Raw genomic sequence first — 25,980 nt, forward strand, 5'->3', positions numbered from 1 at the left:
CTAGTCACCTCCATCATAGTCACTTAAAGTTGCGGTTATACCAGTTTTTAGCTACCTGCTTATAGTTTTGCCCATCGACATCAACCTTTTTATTGAGACTGGTTAATTCCGTGGTCGTTAATTTCGCGTCGACCCGGTTTAACGTCTTTTCCATCTTTGGGTAGTTTTTTGCTGCCTGGCGGTTGACTAACGGTACTAGATTGTATGGCGGCCATAAGTGCTGGTTATCATCAAGCAAGCGAAACTTACCGGTCGCTAACTGGCCATCCGTCGTTGAAACAGGGGCCGCATCCCCCTTTCCCTGGGAAATGATCTTGTATTTCAAACTCGCATCATAATCGCGGTGCGTCTTAAAAGCAAACTTGCCGTATTTCTTTTCCATCCCCGGTAAGGCGTCGGCCCGTTTATCAAATTCACCCTGGGAAACAAAGCGGATCTTGTTAGCATTCTTCTGCAAGTCGCTTAGGTTCTTAAGGTGGTATTTTTTCGCCACCTTTTCGCTAACCGCGATCCCTTGCCGGTTATCACCAGGCGCATACTCAAAGGTCACCAGCTTATCCTTTGCAACACCGCGCTGGGCAATTCTGGCCATCTGCGCTGCTGTCTTACCACTGCCGTTTTTCTTCAGGTAGGTTTCCACGATCGTCCCGGTATATTCAGGGTAAACATCAATTTGCCCCGTTTTGACCGCTTGATACACGAACGAGTTGGCAATATTTGGTTTTCGAATCACGCTATAGCCCGCGTCAATTAAGGCAAGGGCGTAGATTTCACTGACTACCTTGCTTTCAGTAAAGTTTTTTGAACCGACGATGATCGGTCGCTGTCTAGCAGCCAGCGCATTTTGTGGCACCATCACGCTTAAGAATAGCAAGGCGACAGCTAATAACAAGCTTATCCGTTTTCGTTTTTTCATTTATCTGCCTCATTCGTAACTTGTTAAGTTTCATCATTAATGGTAAATATATTATTCTATTGCTTTCATGTCAAGTTCAGCGCATTTGAAATATGTAACTTTATTAGTTACAATTAAACTGGTGATGATTATGAAAGTATCAACAAGATTTAGTGATAGTATCCATATTTTAGCATTTATCAGTATCTACCAGGGAAAACTCGCCTTGACCAGTGACAACATTGCGGGCAGTATTGAAACTTCTCCGGTAGTTGTCCGGCGGTTAATGAGCCAGCTAAAAAAAGCCGGATTAATTAATACCACCCACGGGACAGCTGACCCCCAGCTAGCGAAGGAACCGTCGTCAATCTCCCTTTACGATGTTTTTCTCGCTGTCGAGGGCAATGTCCACCTGTTTGCGATTGATGAAAAGACTAATCCGCAATGCATTGTCGGTGGTAACATCCAAGCAACCCTCGATGAATTCTACCAGCAAGCGGAAACCGCCGCCGAAGCTAAGTTAGCTAAGGCCAGTATCCAAGACGTAATCGATACGATTCTTGTTAAGCAGGCTCAAAAAGACCATGCAAAGCAAGAAAAAAACTAATTTAACGGTTATTAGTGTCTTACGCATATTACTAGCTAGCAACTAACTGATATGCTAACCTAACTAAGAATTATTCCGCTTAATCAAAGGAGATCAGAAGATGTTAGTTCCGCCATTAGGTGTCGGCCAGATTCATGCAATCCATGAACTGTTCAAAGCGGACCCCCGCTTAGCAGCCCTCGTTTTAATTTTAATCGTGACAATTGCCTTTTATTTTCGTTATCGGCGTTAACCAAGAAGGTGACTGGTGAGTGTTTTGCCAGGCGCTTTTTTAGTTTTAAAGCTATTTTTGATAATCCCTCCCATTCTTGTTCGAATATCCCCACTTCTTTCCTAACTAAGCTTATAATGGAGTAAAGGAATGCTACGGCAATCAAAAATCGAGGGGATTTCAATGAAAAAACTTTCTAACAAGCAAAAACTAATCTTAATCATCGTCATTGCCGCAGTGGCCGTCATTTTACAATACGTCTGCCATCTGCAGCTCGCTGCACAGGTTCTCGTCACATTTGCTGGGGCCATCGTTGCTTTGTCAATGTTTATCGGGATGGTAAAAACTTTAAAGAGTGGCAAGTATGGGGTTGACCTGCTTGCCATCCTGGCTGTCGTTGCCACCCTGGCCGTTAGTGAATACTGGGCTGCAATGGTGATTCTCGTGATGCTTACCGGTGGTGACGCACTGGAAGACTATGCAGCTAAAAAAGCCAACACCGAGTTAAAAGCCTTGCTTGATAACTCACCACAAAGCGCCCACCTTATCACCGCTGATGGTAATAAGGATGTTGCCGTCAACGAAGTCCAGGTAGATGACCGAATTCTCGTCAAGCCCGGGGAACTCGTCCCCGTTGACGGGGTCATTAGGGTCGGAAGTGGGCTCTTTGACGAATCTTCGCTAACCGGGGAGTCACGGCCAATCGCCAAAGAAGTCGGCGATGAGGTTATGTCCGGGTCGATTAACGGGGATCACGCGGTTACCTTGCAAGTCACTAAGCTGGCAAAGGACAGTCAATACCAGCAACTGGTTAAACTAGTTAAGGAGGCGGAGACGACCCCGGCCCACTTTGTCCGCCTTGCTGACCGTTACGCGGTCCCATTTACGATCATTGCGATTATTATTTCCGCCCTTGCCTGGGCACTCTCTGGGCAGCCCGAGCGTTTCGCTGAGGTGCTCGTTGTCGCTTCACCTTGCCCGTTAATCCTTGCTGCACCGGTGGCAATGGTTTCCGGAATGAGTCGGGCCTCACGGAACGGGATCGTTGTTAAAACCGGGAGTGTACTCGAAAAGCTTGCGGCAGCTAAGACCGGGGCATTTGATAAGACCGGAACAATTACCAGCGGGCAACTCACCGTTGACAAGGTCTTTCCGGCAGATGGTATCACCATTGACCAGCTCCTTCATTACGCTGCCAGCGCTGAGCAGCAATCGACCCATATCTTGGCCCGGTCGCTACTGACCTATGCTAGCCAGCAAGGAACTGAACTATCGCCAGTTGATAACCTTGAGGAAACCACCGGTAAGGGGATTGCCGCCGTTGTCGATGGCCAGCAAGTAAAGGTTGGTAAATTAAAGTATGTGGCACCGGAAAACATGGCCGCTCTCCTTACCACTACCGCGATTTACGTCAGTGTCGGCGGACAGTACTATGGTGCGGTTTCCTTTACTGACCACTTACGGCCAGAAGCAAAGGAAACGATGGAAACATTAAAGCAACACGGGGTTGATAACCTAATGATGCTTACGGGTGATCAAGCTGCCATCGCTGACCAAATTGCTGAAGAGGTCGGCATTACGATGGTCAAATCAGACCTCCTTCCCCAGGATAAAATTGCTGCCCTCAAAGCGGTGCCTGCTGATAAACACCCAGTCTTCATGGTCGGTGACGGGGTTAACGATGCCCCATCGCTAGTCACTGCTGACGTTGGAATTGCAATGGGCGCGCATGGTTCCACTGCCGCTAGTGAATCAGCAACCGTGGTGATCTTGAAAGATGACCTCTCCCGGGTTTCAAAGGCCGTCATTATTTCCCAGGAAACATTGCGAATCGCCAAGCAGGCCGTCTTGATTGGGATTGCAATCTGTACTTTCCTAATGCTCGTTGCCAGCACCGGAGTGATTCCCGCCTTTGTTGGGGCGATGCTTCAAGAAGTAATCGATACAGTTTCAATCTTGTGGGCACTAAAAGCCCGCAAAGTTAATGATTAACTAAAAGGGGTTGGAAAGAAACATAGTTTCTTTCCAACCCCCTAGTTTTATCTCCGAATATTACATAGTAATCGCGGGAAAACAGCGAGCCCCTCAAGGGTAACTACGGACAACCGTCGGCCCGTGCCGTGCCAACGTCCATCCTAGGTTACCCCACCGGGGCTCCGAGAAGCTTTTTTCCCAGCTTATTTTAATTTGCACTACTAGTACTGGTCTTGTTTGCCGTTGTCGGCGAATTATTATTAGCAGTAGTTGAACTAGCAGAATATAGCTTGTTGACCGCTTGTACATCAGCTGGCTGAATCGTGTAGAAGGAGCCTGCCGGCTGCATAACTGATACCGCATCCGTGTGGTCAAGACCGATTGCGTGGCCTAGTTCATGTTCTGCTGTATTGATGATCCGTTCCTGGCTATAACCGTAGCTTGGATCTGTTAAGTAATATGTATTTAAGTAAACCGTCGCGTGAACATACCGCTGGGTCAACGAGTTGGACGACGTTTGCGTTAGCCCGGCCGCATCGGAATCTGACCGGTTCATCGTTGTGACAACGATATTTGCCTTATTCTTATCACTGACCCGCTTAAAAGTAAAGGCTCCTGTCTGGTTCCACGCCCGAATAGCTGCCTCGGTGGCAGAATCAAGGGTCGGATTACCGGTATTGACATACACCGTCGCCGTATTTGACGCCCACCGGCCAGCCGCGGGCATCGTTGTCTTTGCGCTTGCCTGCTGCTGGGTGGTTGGTTGCTGTTGGTCTGTCTGCGCCTTGTTATTATCATCATCTAAGTGCAGGTTTTGTGAATCATCACTTGTCCCGCTTCCGTTACCGACTAGCTGGGCTACCCGCTCACGGATGTTCCATGCTGCCTGGTTACTCACTGCCTGTACTTGGGGATTATGGAAATAAAGCCATCCTCCACCTACTAAAAGCCCGAGAAGAAAAAGTCGCTTAAGCAGTCGAAAAATGAATCTTATCTCGTTCACCTTCCTTCAATTTTTATATTATAGAAAGCTAATCGGGATAATTCATGAACGAAAGTTTAAGGTTTGGTAACGATTAGCCTCATCAACTAGCCGCTTCATCAACTTAGTTCCCGACCAAGGTCTAATGCATAGAACTTCAGGATCTGCTCAATTGCTTTTACATCATTTTGTGCACGGTGATGCTTCACCGCTGGCAAATGTAATAACGTGCACATCTTTTCTAAGCTAATCGCTTTTTTGTTGTTCCAGACTTCCTTGGCAACGAGCTTTTCAAGGTCCAGGGGACGGATTGTCCGCCAGGGCCGTTGGTCTTTGGGAAGGCCCATCCGGTTTGCTTCGCGGTTGAGGAGCGAAAAGTCCGTGCTGTTGTCCCAACTCACAATATAGTCCGGCTGTTCAGTCTCAACAAAGGCCATAATGCGCCGGATTACCTCCGCCGCTTGGTAACGGTCGATCTCCGAAAAGCGCAGGTCATACTGACGCAAGAAGGCAACTTGTCGTTCTGCCGGCATATTGGTCCCAAATAAATGATAATTGAAGCTCGCGTGGCCTTCAAACATTTTTCCGGCAATCTGCGCCGGGCAATTTTGATTTTTCTGCGGGTCCTGGTAAAACTCCAGGTCCATGATTAACAACCGGGCGTCGCTGCGGAGCACATTCCGTAACTGGTCAAAATTTTTAACTGCTGACGCCCGGGACTCTCCCTCACCAGCGGTCTGCTGATCGGCCTGCATAATCATCTCCGTGATCGGCAGGAAGGAACTAAAACTAATAATCGGTGTAACCTGGTCCATGGCATGCCCTCCCTAAACATATGTTCGGTAAGATTATACCATGAACCGCCTGCCAGCGGAAGCAAAATTTTCCCGGCTACATTTCAAGCATATTCAACATCACCGGTGAGAGGGGATGGTCAAGGACGAGGTCCATCCCCACTGCCGGCTTTTTCTTGGGGCCAACCAGTTCCTCTTTAACCGTCGCTGGCTCAACCTTCGCCGTTCCAAGATAGTAAAATTCCTTGCCAACCGCATCACTTTGCTTCACAAACAAATGTAGCTTTACCCGGGGATGGCCCTCTTTAACTCCCGCCAAGAGTTTCTGGACTTCTGCCGAGGTCAGGTGGCGCGGCGACCGCGTGTACCAGCGAAGTGACCGGCCGTCTTGTAGCTGGTTATTATAAACGGCGTTACGCTTCTTCGCTGAGTCCTTATGGTATGTTATAAAAATCGGGCAAACATCATCGGCCACCCGGTAGCCATACATCGGCGCACTCACGTCTAGCGGCCAGTTTAACAGGCGGCAGACATCTTTCCGGTCATACTGCTGGTATAAGGTAAACTGGGCTGCCGGATCATACTTCTTGCTTAGTGCCAAACCGGTCATGACAGCATCCACAAATAGGTGACGAAAGTCGTTATCCCCTGTTAAGGCAGCCTGTACTGCCGGATTAAGCTGGTAGGTTAGCAAGTCAACTTTTTCCACAATCGCCCGTCCACCATACTGGTCCCTTTTCACCTGCTTTCCCGCCTTCACAGCAAAGAAGCGCAAGCTAAGGATATCATCAACCGATTGTAAAGTGGCAGCGGACACCGTTGCCCCCATTTTCTGAAGGGCCTTGCTATACTCGCCTTGCGAACACCGACCGTTTTCGAGAAGCAGTTTTAGCAGCACCAATTCGTGGGGCCGTTTCCCATTCAGCAGTTCTTTTGTTACAAACGACAAAACTTGCCCCTCATACTTCGTCAATTTCACCGTTTCGCCCATTTTTACTAAAAACTGGCCGTAGTGTGCTAGTTGGTTATTTTGGGCAAAGACCAGTGGGGAAATTGACCCATAGCGGTAAAAGTCCAGCAGTAGTGGTGGCCGTCCCAATTGATGAGCAAGATCGTGATATCCCTGACGAAGCTCTTTCATTGCGTCTAGTTTTACCTTCTCTAATGAAGCAAGAATCTGCTCAGTTGCGACCCGGCTAAAGTTAATTGTTGAAACGCCCAGATTAAGGGGAAGCTTAGTCTCCTGACGGGCACGATCCTTACTACGACTATTATCCTGGTTAAGCGCCAAGGGAATCATGTAATTATGCTGATAGTTACCGATGAAGTCAATCACCGTCACAAAATCCTTGCCAGGGTACTTCCGCAAGCCCCGCCCCAGTTGCTGGGTAAAGACAATCGGTGACTGCGTGTTGCGCATCATTACGATTTGGTTTAACGACGGAATATCAATTCCCTCATTAAACAGGTCAACGGTCACGATATATTCAAGCTCTCCAACGGTCAATTGCTGAACCGCCCGCAACCGTTGCTTGCCACTATCGGCATTGGTCAAGGCAACTGCGCGGTGTCCCGCGGCGGTAAATGCCTTGGCAAGCTCGCGTGCCTCGTCTTGCCGACTACAAAAGACAAGCCCCCGTGGCTGTTCACCACAATAGCCATAATAATCTAGCTGGTCGAGCACGTACTTAACCCGGGCCGGTGCAGCTAAGTGCGAAAGCTTACTCGTCTCGTCAATTAGCTGCCCATCAACCGTATAGTCCGTCACCCCCACGTAATGAAAGGGCGCTAACATGTCAGCAGCCAGGGCATCCTTCAAGCGGATCTCATAGGCAATGTGGTAGTCAAAGATTTTAAACACGTCCTGGTTATCCATCCGCTCAGGCGTCGCCGTCATCCCCAGGCAAAAACGGGGCTTAAAATAAGCCAATACTCGCTGGTAGCTTGGGGCGGCGGCCCGGTGCGCCTCGTCGATTAGGATATAATCAAACTCCGCAGGGTTAAATTGCTGCAACGTCGCCGGCTGGCTAATGGTCTGAACGGTCGCAAAAAGGTACTTAGCGTTGACCGCCCGCTTACTGCCAGTTAATAGGCCAAAGTCCTGCGGGTCACCACCAATTACCCGGGCAAAGCTAGCCAAAGATTTTTTGGCAATCTGCTCCCGGTGAACGATGTACAAAAAGCGGTGTGGCTGGTACTTCTTGACAGCAAACGCTCCAAGGTAGGTCTTCCCCGTCCCGGTAGCGGAAACCACTAAGCCACGTTTCGCCCCTGTGTCAACCAAGGACTGCAACTGACCGAGGGCGGCCGTTTGCATCGCGTTTGGGACAAGCTTTTCTTGCTGATGGCGGAATGGTTGAGATGTCGGTGCCTGCCAGCGGCCGCGATAATCAGCCAGCCACTGTTCATCTAAGGGGATACTGTGGCGGTTGATCTCTTCAAGGGTCGCCTTTACTTGCTGGAATAGCCCGCCTTGCTGGCGAGAACTTAATTTGACACTCCACTCCGTATTCACTAGCAAGGCCGCCCGGGTAAAATTAGCACTACCGATAACCATCGTTTGGTAATCACCATGATCAAACAGGTAGCCCTTCGCATGAAGGCCGTTGACCGCAGCAATCTTAACTGTTAGGTTCGGGATCTTGCGCAATTCGGCAAAAACCGCCGGCCGGTTAAAGCCCAGGTAATCACTCGTGATAATTGTCCCCGTGATCCCCTGCTTAGCAAGGTCAGCCAAGACCGCTTTGAACGGCACCAGCATATCGGCAGTAATAAACGCCACCACCCAGGTAAAGTGCTGGCAGGTCACTAGTTCGTGGCGAAGGGTTTGCCAAATCGTTCCCGTTTGATCGTTAGTCAATAGTTGCGGCCCGACCAGCTGGTGACCATGGTAGTCGGTGCTAACCAGGCCATTGAGGACAGCCGCTTTTAATACTGAATCGTTCACCTAATTCCTCCTACAAAAAACCGGTGGGCGTTAACTACCACCGGCTAGTTCTCATAAAAACAATAACAGGCCGCAGGCGACCCCGGCAAGCATGCCTACCAAAACATCCTTAGGAAAATGAACCCCGCCAATTACCCGGGTAATCGCTGAAATAAGGGTTAAGAGAAGTAAGAAAATCCCCAACAGCAGGTTCAATTGCAGACCACACATGGCAATTAGGGCTGCCGAGAAAACGTGCCTGCTCGGCATTGAGTCCCCCTTCTTTTCCCGGGAAATAAGGGGTACAATTGCCCACTTTTCGTATGGCCGGGGGGCATTAATCCACTGGCGGACTAGCGATAGGGCCACAAATGCCACGCCGGGGATCACAATAAATTTCCATAGTTGGTGAAAATCATTTATCCCCACCGATAATAGGATCAACAGGTACGCAACATACATCGTCCACACGACCATGCGATTACTGACCCGCAACGCCCTTAAGGCCACCGGGTGATGGTTAAATTTAGCAGCTACTTTCTGATAGCGTGTTTGGTAATTATCCTTCATTACGGCAAATCATTTCCCGCCGCAAAATAGATATCATACCACTCCTGCTTAGTTAGCGTGATATCACTTCCTGCAGCGCTATCCATAATATGCGCCGGCGTCATCGTTCCCAATAAGACTTGCATATGGGCCGGGTGGCGAAGAATCCAGGCAACCGCAATGGCGTTCTTACTTACCCGGTACTTAGCAGTTAGGGTCGCCAACACGTCATTTAGCTTGGCAAACTTTTCATTATTGATGAAGGTTCCCGCAAATGTTCCGTATTGGAATGGGGACCATGTCTGAATTGTCATTTCCTTTCGCCGCGCATATTCAATTAGTCCCCCGTCATGGTTAATTGATCGTTCGTCTGTCATGTTCGTGTGCAGGCCAAAATCAATCATTCCGGTATGCGCAATTCCAAATTGGACCTGGTCAACTAGTAGCCGTTGGTTAACTGCGGATTGGAGCAGGGCGATCTGCTGGGGATTAAAATTTGACACCCCAAAATGGCGCACCTTTCCAGCCGCCACCAGTTGGTCAAAGGCGGCGGCAATCTCTGCCGGATCCATCAGCGGGTCAGGGCGGTGGATCAAAAAGGAGTCTAAGTAATCAACCCCCATCCGCTGTAAGATCCCATCAACTGCCGCCAATAAGTGATCCTTTGATGAATCGTAACGGGTAATTTGGTTATTGTTATCCGCAAATAAGCCAGCCTTGGACTGGATATAAAAGTCATCCCGCGAAAGGCCGCTTTGCTTAAAAGCCTGGCCAAAGTGAATCTCAGACGACCCCCGGCCTAATTGCGGGTCATTTCCATAAATATCTGCTGAATCAATAAAGTTAATTCCGGCATCATGTGCCGCCAGCAGGGCATCAGTGGCCTGAGAAACTGTCAGGGTTCCCATCCGCATAATGCCGAGAGCAACATTCGACGCTTGCCAATTTGTATTGCCAATTCGTACAGTTTTCATTTTCTGCTCCTTAAACATCTTATCTCCCTCAATGCATTTCTATTTTAAATTATTCATTTTCGCTTTGCCATTCATTCCGCGCAAAAATCATGTTACATTTAAGAAACATCATTATGAGGAGGAAAAATAATGGGACAGCAAACAAAGGGGGTCTTGCTCGCCGCTGGCGGTGCCTCGCTATGGGGCGGCTCCGGGGCCGCGGCGCAATACCTATTTAGTAATACTAATATTTCAACTACCTGGCTAGTGGCCGTTCGCTTACTAACTGCCGGGATCTTACTCACCGCGTGGGGTGCTTATAAGAAACCTGCCCAGATCCACGAGATTACTAGCCATAAACACAATCGCTTGACGCTGATTTCCTTTGCCCTGCTGGGGATGATGAACTCGCAACTAACCTATTTTCTCGCAGTCAAATATAGCAATGCACCGACTGCCACCGTCATCCAGTATCTCCAGCCAGTCATCATCATCGCCTGGCTTGCCCTCGCGCAGCGACAGTGGCCACGGCGGATTGACTGCATCTCAATTGTCATCGCCCTTGTCGGGACCTTTTACCTGGTAACCGGTGGCCACCTCAATAGCCTAACCCTGACGCCAGTCGCACTCTTCTGGGGCCTGTGGTGTGCTTTTGCTGCCGCCCTTTATACCATGCTTCCCCGCCCACTACTAATCAAGTATGATTCTTTAACCGTCTGTGGCTTAGCGATGCTGATTTCTGGAATAATCTTGCTCCCCTGGTTAATCAAGGCAACTACCCCAAGCCTAACTCTCAACCAGTGGCTGCTTGTCATTTACATTATCGTGGGGGGAACCATGTTTTCATACACGATGTTCTTGCAAAGCATCCGCTACATTTCCCCATCCGCAACGGGCATCTTGAGCGCCTTTGAACCATTAGTTGCAACCCTGCTTGCCGTTACCCTCCTTGGCACCCGTTTAACAGTCGCAGCGATTATCGGCTCTTTGCTGATTCTTTTTACCACCGTCTTGCAGGCCATTCCCCTACAAAAGATCATTGCCCGAATGCCTCACCATCATTCACACCAGTAGCCTTTCCACCGCCAACTGGGTAGTCATTTACGAGATCGGAATTTAACGCCGGTCTTTTTTATTTAACCCAACATAATGCTCCCTATTCATCACAAAATGAATGATTTTGGCAAAATGTAAGCGCTACAATTGACGTGATGAACGAAATTGAAGGGAGTTATTATCATGCCAATTAAATTTCATAAACAAAGCCGCGAATTTCACCTCTATAATGACCAGCTCAGCTACATTATTAAGGTCTTAAAAAATGACCAATTAGGCCAGTTGTACTTTGGCAAGCGTGTCGTTGATCGTGATAACCACGACTACCTTGTTGAAAATACCTACCGACCAGTCACATCGTACGTTTACGACAACGACTATTCATTCTCCCTCGGTAACATGAAACAAGAGTATCCGGCTTACGGAACAACTGACTACCGGCTACCCGCAGTGGAGATTAAGCAGCCCAACGGCAGCAGCATCACCAACTTCACCTATGTTTCCCACCGAATTTATGACGGGAAGCCACAGCTCAACGGCCTGCCAGCAACCTATGTTGAAAACGACAACGAGGCCACAACCCTGGAAGTCCTCCTGCATGACGACGTAATCAATGTTGACCTCACCCTCATTTACACCATTTTCAACAATTACGATGCAATCGCCCGGAGCGCTAAATTCACCAATCAGGGCGAGCACGACTACCAGCTCACCACCGCAATGAGCATGAACCTCGACCTCCCCGATGACGATTATGACTGGCTTCAGTTTTCTGGTGCCTGGGGCCGGGAACGCCAACTGAAGGCCGCCCATCTCCGTCCCGGCATCCAATCTGTTGGTAGTACGCGGGGCGCATCGAGTCATATGGAAAACCCGTTTGTGATTTTAAAACGCCCACACACCGATGACTTCCAGGGCGAAGCGTACGGTTTCTCCCTCGTTTATAGCGGAAACTTCCTTGCCCAGGCAGAAGTTGACCCGTACAAGGTAACGCGGGTCCAGCTTGGCATTAACCCCTTCCACTTCTCATGGAAACTCGCCCCGCAAGCATCATTCCAGACACCAGAAGCAGTGATGGTATACACCACCAATGGGTTAAACGACCTTAGCCAAAACTTCCACCATCTTTACCAGCAGCGGTTAACCCGGGGCTACTGGCGTGACCGTCAGCGGCCGATCCTCGTTAACAACTGGGAAGCGACTTACTTCGACTTTACGGAAGACAAGCTCCTGTCCTTAGCGAAAACAGCAAAGGACCTGGGAATTGAACTCTTCGTCCTTGACGACGGCTGGTTCGGTAAGCGGACATCTGAAACCGCTGGTCTTGGTGACTGGTGGGTTAACCGTGACCGCCTTCCAGATGGGATTAGCGGCTTATCCGCGAAGATTCACCAGTTAGGGATGATGTTTGGGCTATGGTTTGAGCCGGAAATGACCAATAAAGATAGTGACCTTTACCGCAACCACCCTGACTACATTATCAAGACCCCTGACCGCCACGCGTCCCACGGCCGGAAGCAATACGTCCTTGACTTTTCCCGGCCGGAAGTAGTTGATTACGTCTACAACATGATGGTGAAGGTCCTTGCTGATGGTAAGGTTGACTACGTAAAGTGGGACATGAACCGCAACATTACAGAATGTTTCTCCGCTGCCTACCCGGCTGACCAGCAGGGGGAGATCTTCCACCGCTACATCTTAGGGGTCTACGACTTGTATGAACGGCTTATCAATAAGTTTCCTCAGATTCTCTTTGAATCTTGTGCTAGTGGCGGGGGCCGTTTTGATGCGGGGATGCTCTACTATGCACCGCAAGCATGGACCAGTGATGACTCTGACGCAATCGAACGGCTAAAGATTCAGACTGGGACATCATACTGTTACCCGACTAGTTCAATGGGCGCCCATGTTTCGGTTTCACCAAACGAGCAACTTCAGCGGCAAACACCACTAAAGACGCGGGCGGACGTCGCCTACTTCGGTGCTTTTGGCTATGAACTCGACCTCAACTCGTTGCCAGAAACTGACCGCCAGCAAATTAAGCAGCAGGTTGCTTTTATGAAGAAGTACCGGCAAATCTTCCAGTTCGGTACTTTCTACCGGTTAAAGACGCCGTTTGATAGCAATATTGTCGCCTGGTTGGCGGTTTCACCAGATAAAAAACAGGCGATTATGGGCTACTTCAAGATCCTCAACGACGTCAATGCCGAGTACCGGCGGCAACAACTCCCTGGTCTCGCGGCTGATTTAACCTACCAAGTTAGCGAAGAAGATGGTAGCCAAATTGGCGAGTTTACCGGGAACGAGCTTGCCAATATCGGCCTGGTCACTACCGATGCGTCAGCTGGTGAAAACAAGGAGACGACCGACTTTTACAGCAAGTTGTTTATCTTTAATGCAAAATAAGGGCGGGTGTTAGCATGTACCAATTGCGAAGAATAATTATGGCTTTTTGCGGCGTTATTCTCTGTGGCTTTTGTGTCGGAATGCTGCAAAAAGCAAACCTTGGTGTTGACCCCTTCACCTGCTTTGTCACCGGAATTGCGAATATCTTCAACTCAACTTATTCAACCTTTTACCTGCTGTTAACCGGGCTTCTCTTGTTGCTAGTTCTTATCTTATGCCGCCATTACATCGGAATTGCAACGATTATTAACCTGTTTTTAACGGGCGTTACCGCTGATATAATGCATCACCTTCTCGACCTCGCCATTCCTCACCCTAACTTGGGGATGCGGGTTGGCATCATGGTTGTCGGGATCGTCCTAACATGCCTTGCGGCCGCCCTGTACTTCACCGCTGACCTTGGCGTCTCCGCTTACGATGCCATGGCACTAATTGCGGCCGACAAGTATAAGTTGTTGCCGTTTAAGTATTGTCGGATTATCACCGACAGTATCTGCGTACTTGTTGGCTTCATCTTCAATGTGACGCTCGGGATTGGGACAGTCATCACCGCCCTTTTTATGGGTCCACTGACCCAGTGGTTTAGGACGCACCTTGCAGAACCACTCCTCGCTCGTGGTGGAAAAATGACCATCGTTAGCTAATAAAAAAGATCTGGTAGTTTTGCCAGATCTTTTTTATTACTTATTCGGTTTAAGAAAGACGATTAAAACAAATATCACCAGGTAGGCGACACCGAGTAAGAAAATGACCCTTCCCGTCGTCCACCAAACACTATCCGTGAAAAAGCCACGACAAAAGAGCCCGAGCCCTAAGCCAATTAAGCCAGGCGACGATATTTCTGCATTTTTCTTTGCCTGTTCTGCTGGCGTTCCTACTTGGCGGATTGCTAATTTAAGCCACTTTCCCCGCAGTAGTTGAATGCCCACCACCAAAAAGATCAAACTAAAAGTTAGGTAGATAATACTCATTCCTTTTCCTCCACATAACAAAATGTTGTTCCTTAATTATACTTCTGTTGCCGGTACTTGCGGGGACTAATTCCATATGTTTGCTTAAACATCCGGGTAAAGGAGTTAGTATGTTGGTAACCACATTGCTCGGCAATCTGGTCAATACTAAGGGTGGACGACTCCAACAGGTGCCGTGCCTTGGTGATTTTAAAATTACGGATATAATCACTCGAGGTTAAGTCTAAGTTTTGCTTGAACAGGTCCGTCAAATAACTCCGGTTCAGGTTGACCGACCGGGCTAACTTGTCCACTGAGACCGTCGATAAATGCTGACCAACGTATTGGATCGCCTGCGTGACGTACTGATTTTGCTGTGGCTTTTCCGGCTTAACGTCGCTAACCGTTGCCGCCGCAATTAAACTCAGGAAACGCAAGAGATAGCTAAGCGACAGCAACTTATTGGCGGGGGTCATCTTATCAATCAGCAAAATTTGATTGACACTATTTGCTAATTCAAATGAGTTGCTGCTGTTAAAAACGGGGGTCGTTTCGGAAATCGCTAACTGGTCGATGAGCTGGGCCGCCCCCTGTCCAGCAAAGCCTACCCAGACATATGACCAGGGCGTCGCTTGGTCCGCAATATAGGTGGTCCGGTAGTTGGGTTCAATCAAAAAGCCCTGCCCCGCATGCAGATGGTAGGCAATATTATTAACGGTGAAAGTCCCCGACCCGGCAAGAATATAGTGGATAAGGTAATAGGGACGGACAGCCGGACCATACTTATGCCCGGGCAGCGTGTCAGAACGCCCCACTGACGTGATCCCTAGTTCGGCATCACGGGGCAGCGGATAATCTTTTGCAATTGCCTTTTCCATTAAATCACCTCACTATTCTCTGGTAGGTAGCGCTTTCATCAGCTGCTAAAAAAAGACAGCCCAGCCAAAACTGAACTGTCCTCTTTTAGGTCAGGGCGGTATGTGGGATTTGAACCCACGCGTGCCGGACCCACAAACCGGTGTGTTAACCAAACTTCACCAATACCGCCATATCACTGCCTACTATCATACCACAAGCAGGCAAGTAATAAAAAGAGTTTTTAAGTTATTTTTTCTGCTTATCCGTTAAGTAGTTGACCATCCGTAAGAAGTTATCAACATCAAGACTCGCCCGGCCGATCAAAACGCCGTCCACATCAGGCTTACTCATGATTTCACCGATATTATCAGGGTTAACACTCCCACCATAGAGGATCCTAATCTTATCAGCAATCTCGTAGGTGTAATTATCAGCGATTGTCCGGCGAATCTGCCGACAACCTTCTTCGGCAAGGGTCGGGTTAGCATGCTGACCATAGCCAACTGCCCAACTCGGCTCATACGAAACAACCACATTTTTAATCTGGTCGAGGGAAACATCCCGCAAGACACTCATTAGTTGTTGAAAGACATAGTGGATCTCACCGTTGACTTCTTTTTGGACCATCGTCTCGTCAGTACAGATGATTGGGGTAACCCCCATCTCTAATGCCGCTAAGACCTTTTTATTAACGGTATCATTATCTTCGTTAAAGAGGCGCCGCCGTTCGATGTGCCCTAACATTACGTAGGATACACCAGCATCCGCCAGCCCACGAAGACTAATCTCGCCGGTATAAGCACCAGAATACTCGGCTGCCGCGTTTTGTGCGATCACTTTTAATCCTGAGTCACCGGCTGCCTGGACCATGCTTGGTAAAGAGAATGCTTGGGCTGCAATCCCCACTTCGACTTCTTTTTGCTGTGGAAGCTTTCTCTTGATTGCATTAACAAATTCCACTGATTCCTGGACATTCTTATGCATCTTCCAATTAGCCGCGATAAATGGTTTCCGCATTGTTGCTGCCTCCTTTTTATCCTTACCATTAAGTATCGCATACTTTGCCAAGCAAAGTGATTAAAACTTCGCAAAATTTAATTTTCTTAGTATGATTAAGGAGAAGCACTTAACAAGGAGGCAGACTGCTGTGCAACGAAGCCGTAAATTTATTAGCAAGAAAATGTCCTACGCCCTCCGGCACAATCCCGGTAAATACGGACTTAAATTGGATGAATATGGCTACACCGACCTTCATCAGTTCATCACCGCAATGAACCGTGTCCACCACTTTGAACCGCCACTCACCGCCACCGCGATTAACGACGTGATTGCAAATTCAACTAAGCAGCGTTTTGAAATTAAGAAGGACCGCATTTGCGCCCTGTATGGTCATTCGATTCCGGGGATCATTAAGCACCAAGAAGCGGTGCCGCCAGCAATCTTGTACCACGGCACCGCTCACCGCTTCATGCCAAGTATTACCGAACTCGGCCTATTGCCCATGCAACGACAATTCGTCCACCTCTCGACAGATATTCCAATGGCTAAGCAGGTTGGTAGCCGCCACGACCCCCAGCCAGTTATTCTCCAGGTCGACACAATTGCTGCGCGCCAGGCAGGCGTGAAGTTTTACATCGGCAACGACGAAGTGTGGCTTTGTGATGAGCTGCCGGCAAAGTTTTTCAAGCAAATTTAATGGGAGGTTTTCAAATGAAAAAAGCATACTTAATCCACGGTACTTCAACCCGTGACGATGACTGGTTTCCCTGGCTAGAACAGGTGGCTAAAGAAAAGGGAATTAGCGTCGACCGTCTCTGGCTCCCCACCCCATTCAGCCCTAACCAGCAGGAGTGGAACAACGCGGTTGATGACCAAGTCCCCGTTGAAGATGGGATTACCCTGATTGCCCACAGTCTCGGCTGTGTCACCGCTCTCCGTTTTGTCGAGTGCCACGCAATTAACAATGTCAACTTATTGCTCGTCGGGGCCTTTGATCAGGGACTCCCCGCTTACCCAGACCTTGATTATTTCATGCAGCCAAGCCCTGATTACGCAAAGATTACCCCAAAGATCAATAAGGCCACCGTGATCACCGCCAAAGATGACCCAATCGCTCCCTACCAAGCTAGCGTAGCAGTTGCTAAGAAGATTAAAGCAAAGCTCATTGTGCAACCCACTGGAGGCCACTTCTTAAGCAGTGACGGCTTCACTAACTTCCCTCTCGCCTTAAAAGAATTAAGCGGAGTCGTTAATTAGCATTACTATTTTAAGCAGACAGTTAATATTTCTTAATAATTAAAATTAGCTTATTCACATGATAGGCAATTATCATTTTTTGCTTAAAAATGAGACAGTTTTTGGTTAAAACGCTCATCAAAAGCTTAGCTAATTATTATCGCTATGCGGCTTGAGACCTGTTACAATACTAGGTGAAGAGGGAATGATAAGTTCCCACAAGGACACCTTAATAGGTGCACTGGCAAATTTTAATTATGTTAAAGGAGTTGTTCAATATGATGTCCATTATGAGTAACATGATCGCTTTGCTTAGTTTTGTCGCACTGATTATTGCAACATGCGCCCACGTAATTAACAACCGGGCATAGCAATTATTTTTATTATTCGCAAGCGGGCTACGATATTTTATCGTGGCCCGCTTTTGCGTTACAATAATGCCAATCACACTTTTAAGGAAGTTATCAATCTATGACTAAGTTTGTCCGTCACCGGGCGAAAGAAATGAAACAGTGGGAGCACACCCAGGCAGTCGAATTAACCAAAATCCGTGCTTCCCAACGGCACTTAATTTATAACCTCATCGCCTACATTGTAATTTCAATTATCGAGTACTGGCTAGCGGAACTCAGTAAGTCACAGACCTTACGGGCGGATGCTTTTAATAACCTATCGGGGATCATCTCAACCTTCTTGCTGATGATGGGGCTCCACATTGCCCAAGACGTTGACGACGATGATATTATCGGCGCTAAGCTCCCTAACGGTAACTACCAGGCCCACATGGGATCTGACCAGCGAGTGCAATTTGTCCGCTGGCGCTATGAGACGATTTTTTCGCTCGTCACCGCGATCGTAATGATTGCCATCGCCCTCAGTGTTATTATCGACGGAATCAAAGGGCTGCTCAATCCGGCTAGCCGGGTCGTTCCCCAGCCTGTCGCCTTGATTGGGGCGGGGATCGCATCTGTCATCATGCTCGTCGTCTGGGCGATGAACCGGCAAACCGGGCGGAAGTTAAAAAACGCCGCATTGCTCGCCTCTGCGCAAGACAGCCTAAGCGACGCCTTTACCAGCATCGGAACAATGGTGTCAATCGCTGGTGCCCTCCTCTTTGATCTAAAGTGGCTTGATGGCGTCACCAGTATCATCGTCGGCTTCTTCATTCTCTATTCTGGAGCAAAGATTTTCTTCGATAGCAGTCTCAACTTGACAGACTACTTTGATCCACAAGCAGAGTTAGAGTACAAGAAGGAAATTATGGCGGTTCCCCAGGTGGTCGCTGTCCCCGAACTCAAAGCCCACTATAACGGTAACGTGGTCACCCTTGATGCGGCAGTGATGATTGATGGCAACATGACCGTCATCAAGAGTTTCCAGCTGTCCGAACACATTGAGAGTCTCCTGCGGCAAAAGTTTGGGATCATCGACACGGATATCTCCTTTATTCCCGATCCCGCCTCATTTTCTGACAAGGACGTTAAGGGCGAATTTGAATAAAATTAAAATTAAAGATTGACAAATTAAAATGAGAATGTTTTAATAATGTCAACAACAAACGAGAAAGGAAAGAGCTAAAATGATTCAGCATTCATTAAATACAACAACCAAGTATTATTACAGCAATGCTTATTTTGCGTGATGTCTGTACCTGTTTCGGGTGCGGGCTGAGACGTTCGCACCTGAGCAGAGTTGTATTTAATGACCTTTGCTAGGTGTTTTCGATCTAGGAAAGGTGAGTGCTTTTTTTAGCACGTTCCAATAACGAACTACCACCAACTAGGTTGAGCTGCGTCTCAATTACCTAGTTGGTTTTTTATTAGCATAATTTAATGTGGGAGGAAAATTACTCATGAACTTCGTTAACAAATCCGCCAATCAAGAGGAGCCTCATTTTGGCTTCGGTGAAAGTCTTACCATCTTAGTCGTCATCTTATGTATTCTCGGTTACTTAATTATTTTTGAAAAACAAGAACCACAAGCGCCACTCTTCATTGCCTTCACCCTGCTTGCCGTTTACGGTAAGTTGCGGGGCTTTAAGTGGGACACGGTGATGGACGGGATGCGGGACGGCTTACGCGCCGGGGTCGACCCATTAATCATCTTCTTGTCTATCGGGGTCCTAATCGCCACCTGGATCTTCTCCGGCACCATCCCCACCATCATGTACTTCGGCTTTAAGATCATCTCAGTAAAGTTCTTCTTGCCAACGGTCTTCATCGTTTGTACCTTGGTCGGGGTTGCCTGCGGAAGTTCATTTACTACTGTATCAACGATGGGGATCGCCTTCATCGGGATTGGGGCAACCTTGAAAATTAACCCTGGACTAACTGCTGGGGTAATCGTATCCGGGGCCTTCTGTGGTTCCAACATTTCCCCGCTTTCTGGAACGACTAACCTGGCCGCTAGCGTCGGTAACATCAGCATCTACGAACACATCAAATCCCTAATGATCACCGACATCCCTGCCTGGGCAATCTGTGTTATCGCCTACACCTTCCTAGGGTTAAACTCCAAGAGTGTCAGTCTCAACGCTGTTCACCAAATGATGAGCGGCCTTGCCAACGGTTTTTGGATTTCCGGCTGGGCCCTGCTCCCTGTCCTGTTGTTAATCGTCCTCGCCATCTTACAGGTCCCGGCCATCCCTTCCCTCGGGCTTGGTTCACTATTCGCTGCCCTGCTCGGTTGGATTCATGCGCCAGCAACTAGTATCACCACGATCACGAAGACAATCATGATGGGCTTTGTTTCCCATACCGGTGATAAGACCATCGATGCCCTCCTGTCCAAAGGTGGGATCGCTAGTATGCTAACGTCATTAGCCTTAATTGTCTTCGCCCTAGCCCTCGGGGGGTTATTAATCAAGTTCAACATCATTAAGTCAATCATCGACCACCTCTCCGGGATTGTGAAAACACCTGGCCGGGTTACCCTTGCGACTGCCGTTACTTGTATCGGGGTTAACCTGATGGTTGGTGAACACTACCTTGCCATTATCCTCCCAGGACAATCATTCCTCCACGCCTTTGATAAGCTAGGACTGCAGCGGAAGTTCTTGACCCGGATTTTGAACGATGCCGGGGCTGCCGTCAACGCGATCGTGCCATGGAGTGTTTCCGGGGTGTTCATCGCTGGGGCTCTCCAGATCAACCCACTGAAGTTTATCCCCTGGGCCTTCTTCCCATTCCTCGTTACGATTCTGACAATAATCACGGGGATGTTTATCAAGGCACCGAAAAAAGTTGCATAAATAAAAACAGGCATCAGCCATTACTTCATCGTGAAATAGGCTGGTGCCTGTTTTGAAATTGAAAACCTACATTTCCATTCCCATCTTCTTATACGATTCCATTCCGCCAAGCCATAGTTTATCCATTGGAACGTGCCGTTCTTCTGCGAAGGCCTTCATCAGCGTCATGTGATCCATCAAGTGGTATTGCTTATCTGGGTGAGCAGGGTCGACCACTAGGAGCTGGGCCATCATTCCACCATCTTCATGCTCGATAATGTGGCAATGGTACATGAAGACCCCGGCAACGTGGAACCACACCTTGATAACGACATGTTCGCCAGGATTAATCGCCACCGTATCCTTCAGGCCAAGTTCATTCGGGTAAGGTTCGCGGCCGTTACGGGAAACAACTTTAAAGGCCGTGCCGTGCATGTGGTAGGGGTGGATCATCCCAGGGGCGTCATTGGTGTTGCAAATATCCCACAACTGTACCTTGCCCATCGGCATCTTGTAATCAATCCGGTCCATCTTAAACTTTTTACCGTTCATTGCGACGGCTTCATCCATCCCGTCAAGGGTAACGTGGTGAACTGGCTGGTCCTTATCAACCGCTGGATCAGGCGTTTCAAACAAAGAATCAGGCAGCTTGGTATCGTCCTTAGCAAATTCATGAATCCGGAACCGCAACAGTGGAACATCATCAGAGTACAGGGTAACAACATCCCCTGGCTGATACTTACCGAAATCAACAATGATTTCTTGCCGCTCAGCACAGGTGATCAACAGCTTGGTCATCTTCACCGGGTGTGGTAAAAGGCTTAGGTCACCGGCAATCTGGGTAAATTCGAGGTCATCGCTAAAGTGCAAGCGGAATTCCCGCCGGTTAGCACCGTCTAAGAAGCGTAGGCGAACCCGTTGGGTGGTGACATCAAAGTAAGGGTTAATTGTCCCGTTAATCATTGGGGTTGGGCCAGCGACCCCGTCTGGATCATAATCCACCCGGTAGTCCCACTGGTTATCTTCGTGAAAACGGCGGTCCTGGAGAATAACCGGAATATCATCAACCCCGTAGTTCCGTGGCAGTGGCAAACTGGCCTCGTGGTCATCTTGGACAATCGCCCCTGCCGCTAAGCCGTGCCACACTTGCTCCGCTGTTGATGGACACGGGTGGGCGTGCAACCATACAAAGGCCGCTGGCTGGTTGATCTTAAATTTAACATCCCGACTTCCACCAGGATATACCGGTGCATGGCAGCCACCGTCCTCAATTGGGCCTGGAATTGCTAACCCGTGCCAGTGGAAAGTGGTTAGTTCCGGCAAATGATTGACCAGGTGCAGGTGAATAGTTTTACCATTTTTAAAGACAACTGTTTTGCCTAGCAATGCCTGGTTGTAGCTCCAGGTTTTGGTTTTCTTTCCCGGCAATAACTGGGACTCACCTTCCTGTGCAACAATCGTGTAGTACATATCCGTCGCTGTTTCCTTATCCGGCGTTAGTAATTCTGGAATATGCAATGGCTGTTGTGGCGTTTGCGGTTCTTCTAGCGGAACATAGCCGCCATCATGGTAGTCGTATGCTGCTTCATCATAAAAATAATGATCGATTACTCCTGTTTCACTCACAATAAGGACCTCCGATATTCTTTAGTCGTGTTCATTATAGTCCCTTTATTCGTCTTGTGAATAGTTCCCTAATTATTGAAAAAGGAGCGTAGGTAGGTATAATTTAGGGTAGGAGAGTGATTAGAATGTCATTAATGCAAAACACTTCAGAAATTAGTAAGACGGACAAGCAAGTTTACTCAATCACCTTAGTACGGCAAAGTGCTGATTTGCCAACATATTTAGACAACATGATTTACGAAAGCAAGGAAAGCGGGCAAAAGTTCATGGTAAAGCTGGTTAACTCATTTGCCAATGCCGGCTACCGGCAAAAGAAGGTCAATGATGACCACTACGAACTCACAAACGGCCTTGATAAGATTTCCTTGACCGGAAAAGTTGAAGATGTATATACCGACTAATAAAAGGGAGCTGGAAAAGTAATTTTTCGCAGCTCCTTTTTATTGCTCTTCGGCAGCAAGGTAGTGCCGAATATTGCGAATACACTTGTTGAACTCAACCCATTCATTAAAGCTCATCTCAACAGTAGCAACCTGGTAATGGTCTGGTGGGGTAACAACCGCCACTTGGCGGCCGTCACGCAGCAAAACAAGCTGCTGATCGACCCGCTTAATATCATAATGGCGGCCCCGCAACCACGCTTGCAGGGCTTGATAACTATCCGTGTTCATCGCTTTCACCTCGTTTTCCATGGTAACGCAGTTTTCGGTTGGCGTGAACTAAACTTTCATTTGTTAAGTCAATTACTGCCGCTGCCTATCTTTCGGGGGCAATTTAATTTTAAAAAGATTAAAATTAAATTAGAGATTGACGATAAACTTTTAATCGGATATGATAGACAACAATTAATCAAGCAGAATTATATTATTAAGGAGTCTTAATTATGGTTATCAATTGTCAATTACATTCATTTTATTATTGGTCGTAGTGAGTGTCTTGCCCATGGGTTACAGGCACTTGCTTGTAATCTGTGCGGCCAATAATTGTCTTGTAATTACGGTCACGCAGTTAGCGTTTTTGAAAAGGCATTGCGTGGTCGGTGACTCCATCATTATTTCTTCGGATGAACTAATCTCGCAGTGTAAGTGGCTGCGAGATTTTTTTATTTAACGAAATGAGGATGAGAAATATGATTATTGAAATTAAACAGGGCCAAGAAAACATGCTTAATGAACTCAAAAGCCGGTTTGCCGCTGATCATGATGTGTTTACCCACCAAAACCGGCTTGCCATCCAAGGAGTAACGCCCGCAGAACTTACAGCTAAAGAACGCCAGGCGGCAAGTAAAATCTTCACGGATGTCCCGAAGGCGGTGCAAAGCAGTCGGCTTTTCCACCCAGAAGATACGGTGATTCGGACCAAGCATTCTGTAATTGGTGGTGGCCACTTTACAATGATGGCCGGACCTTGCTCCGTTGAATCAGCCGCGCATGTTATGCGGATGGCCGCCGTTGCCAAAGAAGGTGGTGCCACCGTGCTTCGGGGCGGAGCATTTAAGCCCCGGACATCCCCTTACTCCTTTCAGGGTTTAGGCGAGCAGGGTCTAATTGCTCTCCGAAAGGCTGCTGATAAGTTTGACATGGATGTGCTTACCGAAGTCATGGATGATGAACATGTCGCGATGGTTGCAAAGTACACTGATATTTTCCAAATTGGTGCCCGCAATATGCAAAACTTCTCACTCCTTAAAGCCGTCGGGAAAACTAACATTCCAGTAATGTTGAAGCGCGGAATGGCGGCAACGATCGACGACGTGTTAAATGCTAGTGAATACATCGCCGCATGTGGCAATCACCAAATAATGATCACTGAACGGGGGATTCGGACATTCGATAATAAATACACCCGGAATACCCTTGATATTGGGGCTGTTCCTGTTCTCCAAGAGTTAACGCACTACCCAGTAATTGTTGACCCTAGTCACGCTGCTGGTCATACCCAGTTCGTCACTCCCCTGGCACTTGCCGGCGCAGCGATTTCCGCTGATGGAATTGTCGTTGAAATTCACGATGACCCTGCACACGCATTATCAGATGGACCACAGGCACTAACGCCTAACCAATTCATTGCGATGACCAACAAAGTCAAGGCAGTTCACCAGGTATTAGCTAATTTCGCCTAAGTAAACGTAAGGAGCATCCCCACAATGAAAAAAATAACCGTTAATTTAACAAATAAAAACTACGATGTTGTTATTGAGCACGGCCTGCTGAAACAAGTCGGCAATTTAGTTGCCCAGCAGTGGTCACCTCGTAAAGTTGCGGTAATTAGCGATGACAATGTCGCCCCGCTATACCAAGAAGAAGTTGCCCACCAACTTAATAATGCCGGCTTTGATCCACACTGCTACCAGTTCCCTGCTGGTGAAAATTCAAAGTCACTAACAACCCTTGCCCAGCTTACCACGCAACTAGTAAATGACCATTTTAATCGTGAAGACGGGGTAATTGCCCTTGGCGGTGGTGTCACTGGTGACCTGGCCGGTTTCCTTGCGGCAAGCTACATGCGGGGAATTGCCCTCATCCAAATTCCTACATCGTTACTCGCGCAAGTTGATAGCTCCGTTGGGGGCAAAACCGCCGTGAATCTTAACCACGTTAAAAACATCGTTGGGGCATTTTATGAACCTGACCTGGTGATGATTGACCCGCTAACGCTGGACACGCTAAAACAGCGGGACTTAGTCGAAGGATATGGCGAAGTTGTTAAAACGGCGGCCCTTGCTGGTGGTGACCTGTGGCAGCTCATCCAGCACATCAATTCCGTCAGCGACTTGCTGGACAACGCCGCCGAACTCAGTGCGCTATCAATCCAGTACAAGGCCGCCGTCGTAATGGCAGACGAAAAAGAGGGCGGAAAGCGGCAATTCCTAAACTTTGGTCACACCATTGGCCATGCAATTGAAGCCTTATCTGCTGGCAGTCTCCGCCATGGCGAAGCAGTAAGTATTGGCATGATTGCTCTTTGCAAGGGCCTAGCTAAGCAAAAGATAATGCTCCCCCGGATCGGCGAGCAAATTGCTAACCGGCTAACAGCAGTGGGGCTGCCGACGACTTCCCCCCTCCTCAGTGCGAATGGTGTTATGGCAAAAATAAAAAATGATAAAAAGAACCGTCATGGCCACTTAAATATTGTCTACTTAGCGGATATCGGTCACCCCGCAATTAAAACAATGACAACTGACCAAGTTGCCGCAACCTTTAACTTGCAATAATTAATGAGGTGAAAATAATGATGACAAGCATTAATCCAACGATGGAGATCAGGGCCGACCGCCTTGACCCTCTAACAACAATTACATTAGATGAAGGCCCCCAACGATTAACTCCCCTCGCTTTTGAAGAAGTGATTCTCCCCCAGCTTATCACTGGCCTTACCGCCAACCCGCGCCCAATTTCTAGCATTACTTTTGTTTACCAACCAGCCTGGGCCAGTCATGGACTAATGGCCACCGACATTTTGCAAATTAAAATTGCTCACCGGCAAATTCGGGACTTTATTCGTGAATGGTGGGGGAAAGAAAACGCCCGGCAAGTAAGAATTATCTATGGTGGACAATGTCGACAAGAATGGACAGCTGACTTAATTGCGGATCAAAATATTGATGGCATTTTAGGAAGAAGGGATTAGAATGGTTGAACAAGAACTAAAACAACTAGAAAGCGAAGCAACGGATGAAGAATTAACATTAATGCTGAACGCAGTTAGTGCCGAGCTTAAAAAATAGTG

The 25,980-nt window shown here is 48.1% G+C and carries 25 protein-coding genes and 1 tRNA gene; 14 read left to right on the forward strand and 12 right to left on the reverse strand.

Annotation, left to right across the window (positions count from 1 at the left end):
• Positions 1 to 19: 19 nt before the first annotated feature.
• Entirely contained in the window at positions 20 to 916 is an 897-nt protein-coding gene (locus CZ502_RS00570) for a glycine betaine ABC transporter substrate-binding protein (protein WP_076459191.1), read from the reverse strand.
• Positions 917 to 1,046: 130 nt separating this feature from the next.
• On the opposite strand from CZ502_RS00570, the gene CZ502_RS00575 reads away from it, so the two are divergent.
• The 3 genes from CZ502_RS00575 to CZ502_RS00580 all read left to right on the forward strand — a co-directional run bounded on the left by CZ502_RS00575 (position 1,047) and on the right by CZ502_RS00580 (position 3,705).
• Complete coding sequence (locus tag CZ502_RS00575; RefSeq protein WP_076459192.1) at positions 1,047 to 1,502, forward strand: Rrf2 family transcriptional regulator; 456 nt, start codon at positions 1,047 to 1,049, stop codon at positions 1,500 to 1,502.
• A 100-nt stretch (positions 1,503 to 1,602) separates the two neighbouring features.
• The gene (locus tag CZ502_RS10915; RefSeq protein WP_255372227.1) at positions 1,603 to 1,734 is read left to right on the forward strand and encodes a hypothetical protein; all 132 of its coding nucleotides are present in this window, start codon (positions 1,603 to 1,605) and stop codon (positions 1,732 to 1,734) included.
• A gap of 162 nt (positions 1,735 to 1,896) precedes the next feature.
• Entirely contained in the window at positions 1,897 to 3,705 is a 1,809-nt protein-coding gene (locus CZ502_RS00580) for a heavy metal translocating P-type ATPase (protein ID WP_076459225.1), read from the forward strand.
• A gap of 190 nt (positions 3,706 to 3,895) precedes the next feature.
• On the opposite strand, the gene CZ502_RS00585 is transcribed toward CZ502_RS00580, so the two are convergent.
• The 5 genes from CZ502_RS00585 to CZ502_RS00605 all read right to left on the reverse strand — a co-directional run bounded on the left by CZ502_RS00585 (position 3,896) and on the right by CZ502_RS00605 (position 9,912).
• Positions 3,896 to 4,690 (reverse strand): matrixin family metalloprotease, encoded by a 795-nt coding sequence (locus tag CZ502_RS00585; RefSeq protein WP_076459193.1) that lies wholly within the window; start codon positions 4,688 to 4,690, stop codon positions 3,896 to 3,898.
• Positions 4,691 to 4,788: 98 nt separating this feature from the next.
• Complete coding sequence (locus CZ502_RS00590) at positions 4,789 to 5,484, reverse strand: 3'-5' exonuclease family protein (protein WP_076459194.1); 696 nt, start codon at positions 5,482 to 5,484, stop codon at positions 4,789 to 4,791.
• 76 nt (positions 5,485 to 5,560) lie between these two features.
• A complete protein-coding gene (locus CZ502_RS00595; RefSeq protein WP_076459195.1) occupies positions 5,561 to 8,410 on the reverse strand; it encodes a DEAD/DEAH box helicase in 2,850 nt (949 codons plus the stop codon).
• Positions 8,411 to 8,461: 51 nt separating this feature from the next.
• Entirely contained in the window at positions 8,462 to 8,959 is a 498-nt protein-coding gene (locus CZ502_RS00600; RefSeq protein ID WP_076459196.1) for a phosphatase PAP2 family protein, read from the reverse strand.
• Positions 8,959 to 9,912, reverse strand: coding sequence for an aldo/keto reductase (locus CZ502_RS00605; protein ID WP_076459197.1), 954 nt, complete (start codon positions 9,910 to 9,912; stop codon positions 8,959 to 8,961). Before CZ502_RS00605 ends, CZ502_RS00600 begins: the two co-directional genes overlap by 1 nt.
• A 129-nt stretch (positions 9,913 to 10,041) precedes the next feature.
• Here CZ502_RS00605 and CZ502_RS00610 point away from each other — a divergent pair, with 129 nt between their 5' ends.
• The 3 genes from CZ502_RS00610 to CZ502_RS00620 all read left to right on the forward strand — a co-directional run bounded on the left by CZ502_RS00610 (position 10,042) and on the right by CZ502_RS00620 (position 13,997).
• On the forward strand, positions 10,042 to 10,965 hold the full coding sequence (locus tag CZ502_RS00610; RefSeq protein WP_076459198.1) for a DMT family transporter: 924 nt from the start codon (positions 10,042 to 10,044) through the stop codon (positions 10,963 to 10,965).
• Positions 10,966 to 11,130: 165 nt separating this feature from the next.
• Complete coding sequence (locus tag CZ502_RS00615; protein WP_076459199.1) at positions 11,131 to 13,353, forward strand: alpha-galactosidase; 2,223 nt, start codon at positions 11,131 to 11,133, stop codon at positions 13,351 to 13,353.
• A 38-nt stretch (positions 13,354 to 13,391) separates the two neighbouring features.
• Positions 13,392 to 13,997 carry a YczE/YyaS/YitT family protein gene (locus CZ502_RS00620; RefSeq protein ID WP_234982426.1) on the forward strand — a complete coding sequence of 202 codons (606 nt, stop codon included), beginning with the start codon at positions 13,392 to 13,394 and terminating at the stop codon, positions 13,995 to 13,997.
• A gap of 36 nt (positions 13,998 to 14,033) precedes the next feature.
• On the opposite strand, the gene CZ502_RS00625 is transcribed toward CZ502_RS00620, so the two are convergent.
• The 4 genes from CZ502_RS00625 to tpiA form a co-directional block, all read right to left on the reverse strand.
• Positions 14,034 to 14,324 carry a hypothetical protein gene (locus CZ502_RS00625; protein ID WP_076459201.1) on the reverse strand — a complete coding sequence of 97 codons (291 nt, stop codon included), beginning with the start codon at positions 14,322 to 14,324 and terminating at the stop codon, positions 14,034 to 14,036.
• A 32-nt stretch (positions 14,325 to 14,356) separates the two neighbouring features.
• On the reverse strand, positions 14,357 to 15,181 hold the full coding sequence (locus CZ502_RS00630) for an AraC family transcriptional regulator (protein WP_076459202.1): 825 nt from the start codon (positions 15,179 to 15,181) through the stop codon (positions 14,357 to 14,359).
• A 94-nt stretch (positions 15,182 to 15,275) separates the two neighbouring features.
• A tRNA-His gene (locus tag CZ502_RS00635) sits at positions 15,276 to 15,350 on the reverse strand.
• Positions 15,351 to 15,407: 57 nt separating this feature from the next.
• The gene (gene tpiA, locus CZ502_RS00640; protein ID WP_076459203.1) at positions 15,408 to 16,178 is read right to left on the reverse strand and encodes a triose-phosphate isomerase; all 771 of its coding nucleotides are present in this window, start codon (positions 16,176 to 16,178) and stop codon (positions 15,408 to 15,410) included.
• A 130-nt stretch (positions 16,179 to 16,308) separates the two neighbouring features.
• Here tpiA and CZ502_RS00645 point away from each other — a divergent pair, with 130 nt between their 5' ends.
• The 4 genes from CZ502_RS00645 (at position 16,309) to CZ502_RS00660 (ending at position 20,646) form a co-directional block, all read left to right on the forward strand.
• Positions 16,309 to 16,857, forward strand: coding sequence for an RNA 2'-phosphotransferase (locus CZ502_RS00645; RefSeq protein ID WP_368087316.1), 549 nt, complete (start codon positions 16,309 to 16,311; stop codon positions 16,855 to 16,857).
• Between the two features lie 14 nt (positions 16,858 to 16,871).
• Positions 16,872 to 17,417 (forward strand): RBBP9/YdeN family alpha/beta hydrolase, encoded by a 546-nt coding sequence (locus CZ502_RS00650; RefSeq protein WP_076459205.1) that lies wholly within the window; start codon positions 16,872 to 16,874, stop codon positions 17,415 to 17,417.
• A 450-nt stretch (positions 17,418 to 17,867) separates the two neighbouring features.
• Positions 17,868 to 18,896, forward strand: a complete 1,029-nt coding sequence (locus CZ502_RS00655) for a cation diffusion facilitator family transporter (protein ID WP_076459206.1) — start codon at positions 17,868 to 17,870, stop codon at positions 18,894 to 18,896.
• 352 nt (positions 18,897 to 19,248) lie between these two features.
• Positions 19,249 to 20,646, forward strand: a complete 1,398-nt coding sequence (locus CZ502_RS00660; RefSeq protein ID WP_076459207.1) for a Na+/H+ antiporter NhaC family protein — start codon at positions 19,249 to 19,251, stop codon at positions 20,644 to 20,646.
• 66 nt (positions 20,647 to 20,712) lie between these two features.
• On the opposite strand, the gene CZ502_RS00665 is transcribed toward CZ502_RS00660, so the two are convergent.
• A complete protein-coding gene (locus tag CZ502_RS00665) occupies positions 20,713 to 22,251 on the reverse strand; it encodes a multicopper oxidase family protein (RefSeq protein ID WP_076459208.1) in 1,539 nt (512 codons plus the stop codon).
• A gap of 125 nt (positions 22,252 to 22,376) precedes the next feature.
• On the opposite strand from CZ502_RS00665, the gene CZ502_RS00670 reads away from it, so the two are divergent.
• On the forward strand, positions 22,377 to 22,652 hold the full coding sequence (locus CZ502_RS00670; protein WP_076459209.1) for a hypothetical protein: 276 nt from the start codon (positions 22,377 to 22,379) through the stop codon (positions 22,650 to 22,652).
• 39 nt (positions 22,653 to 22,691) lie between these two features.
• Here CZ502_RS00670 and CZ502_RS00675 read toward each other — a convergent pair whose 3' ends face one another.
• On the reverse strand, positions 22,692 to 22,922 hold the full coding sequence (locus CZ502_RS00675) for a hypothetical protein (protein WP_076459210.1): 231 nt from the start codon (positions 22,920 to 22,922) through the stop codon (positions 22,692 to 22,694).
• A 458-nt stretch (positions 22,923 to 23,380) separates the two neighbouring features.
• Here CZ502_RS00675 and aroF point away from each other — a divergent pair, with 458 nt between their 5' ends.
• Genes aroF through CZ502_RS00690 form a run of 3 tightly spaced genes read left to right on the forward strand, consistent with a single transcriptional unit; the run spans position 23,381 to position 25,881 of the window.
• Positions 23,381 to 24,373 (forward strand): 3-deoxy-7-phosphoheptulonate synthase, encoded by a 993-nt coding sequence (gene aroF, locus CZ502_RS00680; protein ID WP_076459211.1) that lies wholly within the window; start codon positions 23,381 to 23,383, stop codon positions 24,371 to 24,373.
• A 24-nt stretch (positions 24,374 to 24,397) separates the two neighbouring features.
• Complete coding sequence (gene aroB, locus CZ502_RS00685; RefSeq protein WP_076459212.1) at positions 24,398 to 25,465, forward strand: 3-dehydroquinate synthase; 1,068 nt, start codon at positions 24,398 to 24,400, stop codon at positions 25,463 to 25,465.
• Between the two features lie 17 nt (positions 25,466 to 25,482).
• Positions 25,483 to 25,881: a triose-phosphate isomerase gene (locus CZ502_RS00690; protein WP_076459213.1), complete on the forward strand. Its 399-nt coding sequence runs from the start codon at positions 25,483 to 25,485 to the stop codon at positions 25,879 to 25,881.
• Positions 25,882 to 25,980 lie beyond the last annotated feature (99 nt).

The sequence above is a fragment of the Limosilactobacillus caccae genome, from assembly GCF_900156885.1.
Taxonomy (GTDB): domain Bacteria; phylum Bacillota; class Bacilli; order Lactobacillales; family Lactobacillaceae; genus Limosilactobacillus; species Limosilactobacillus caccae.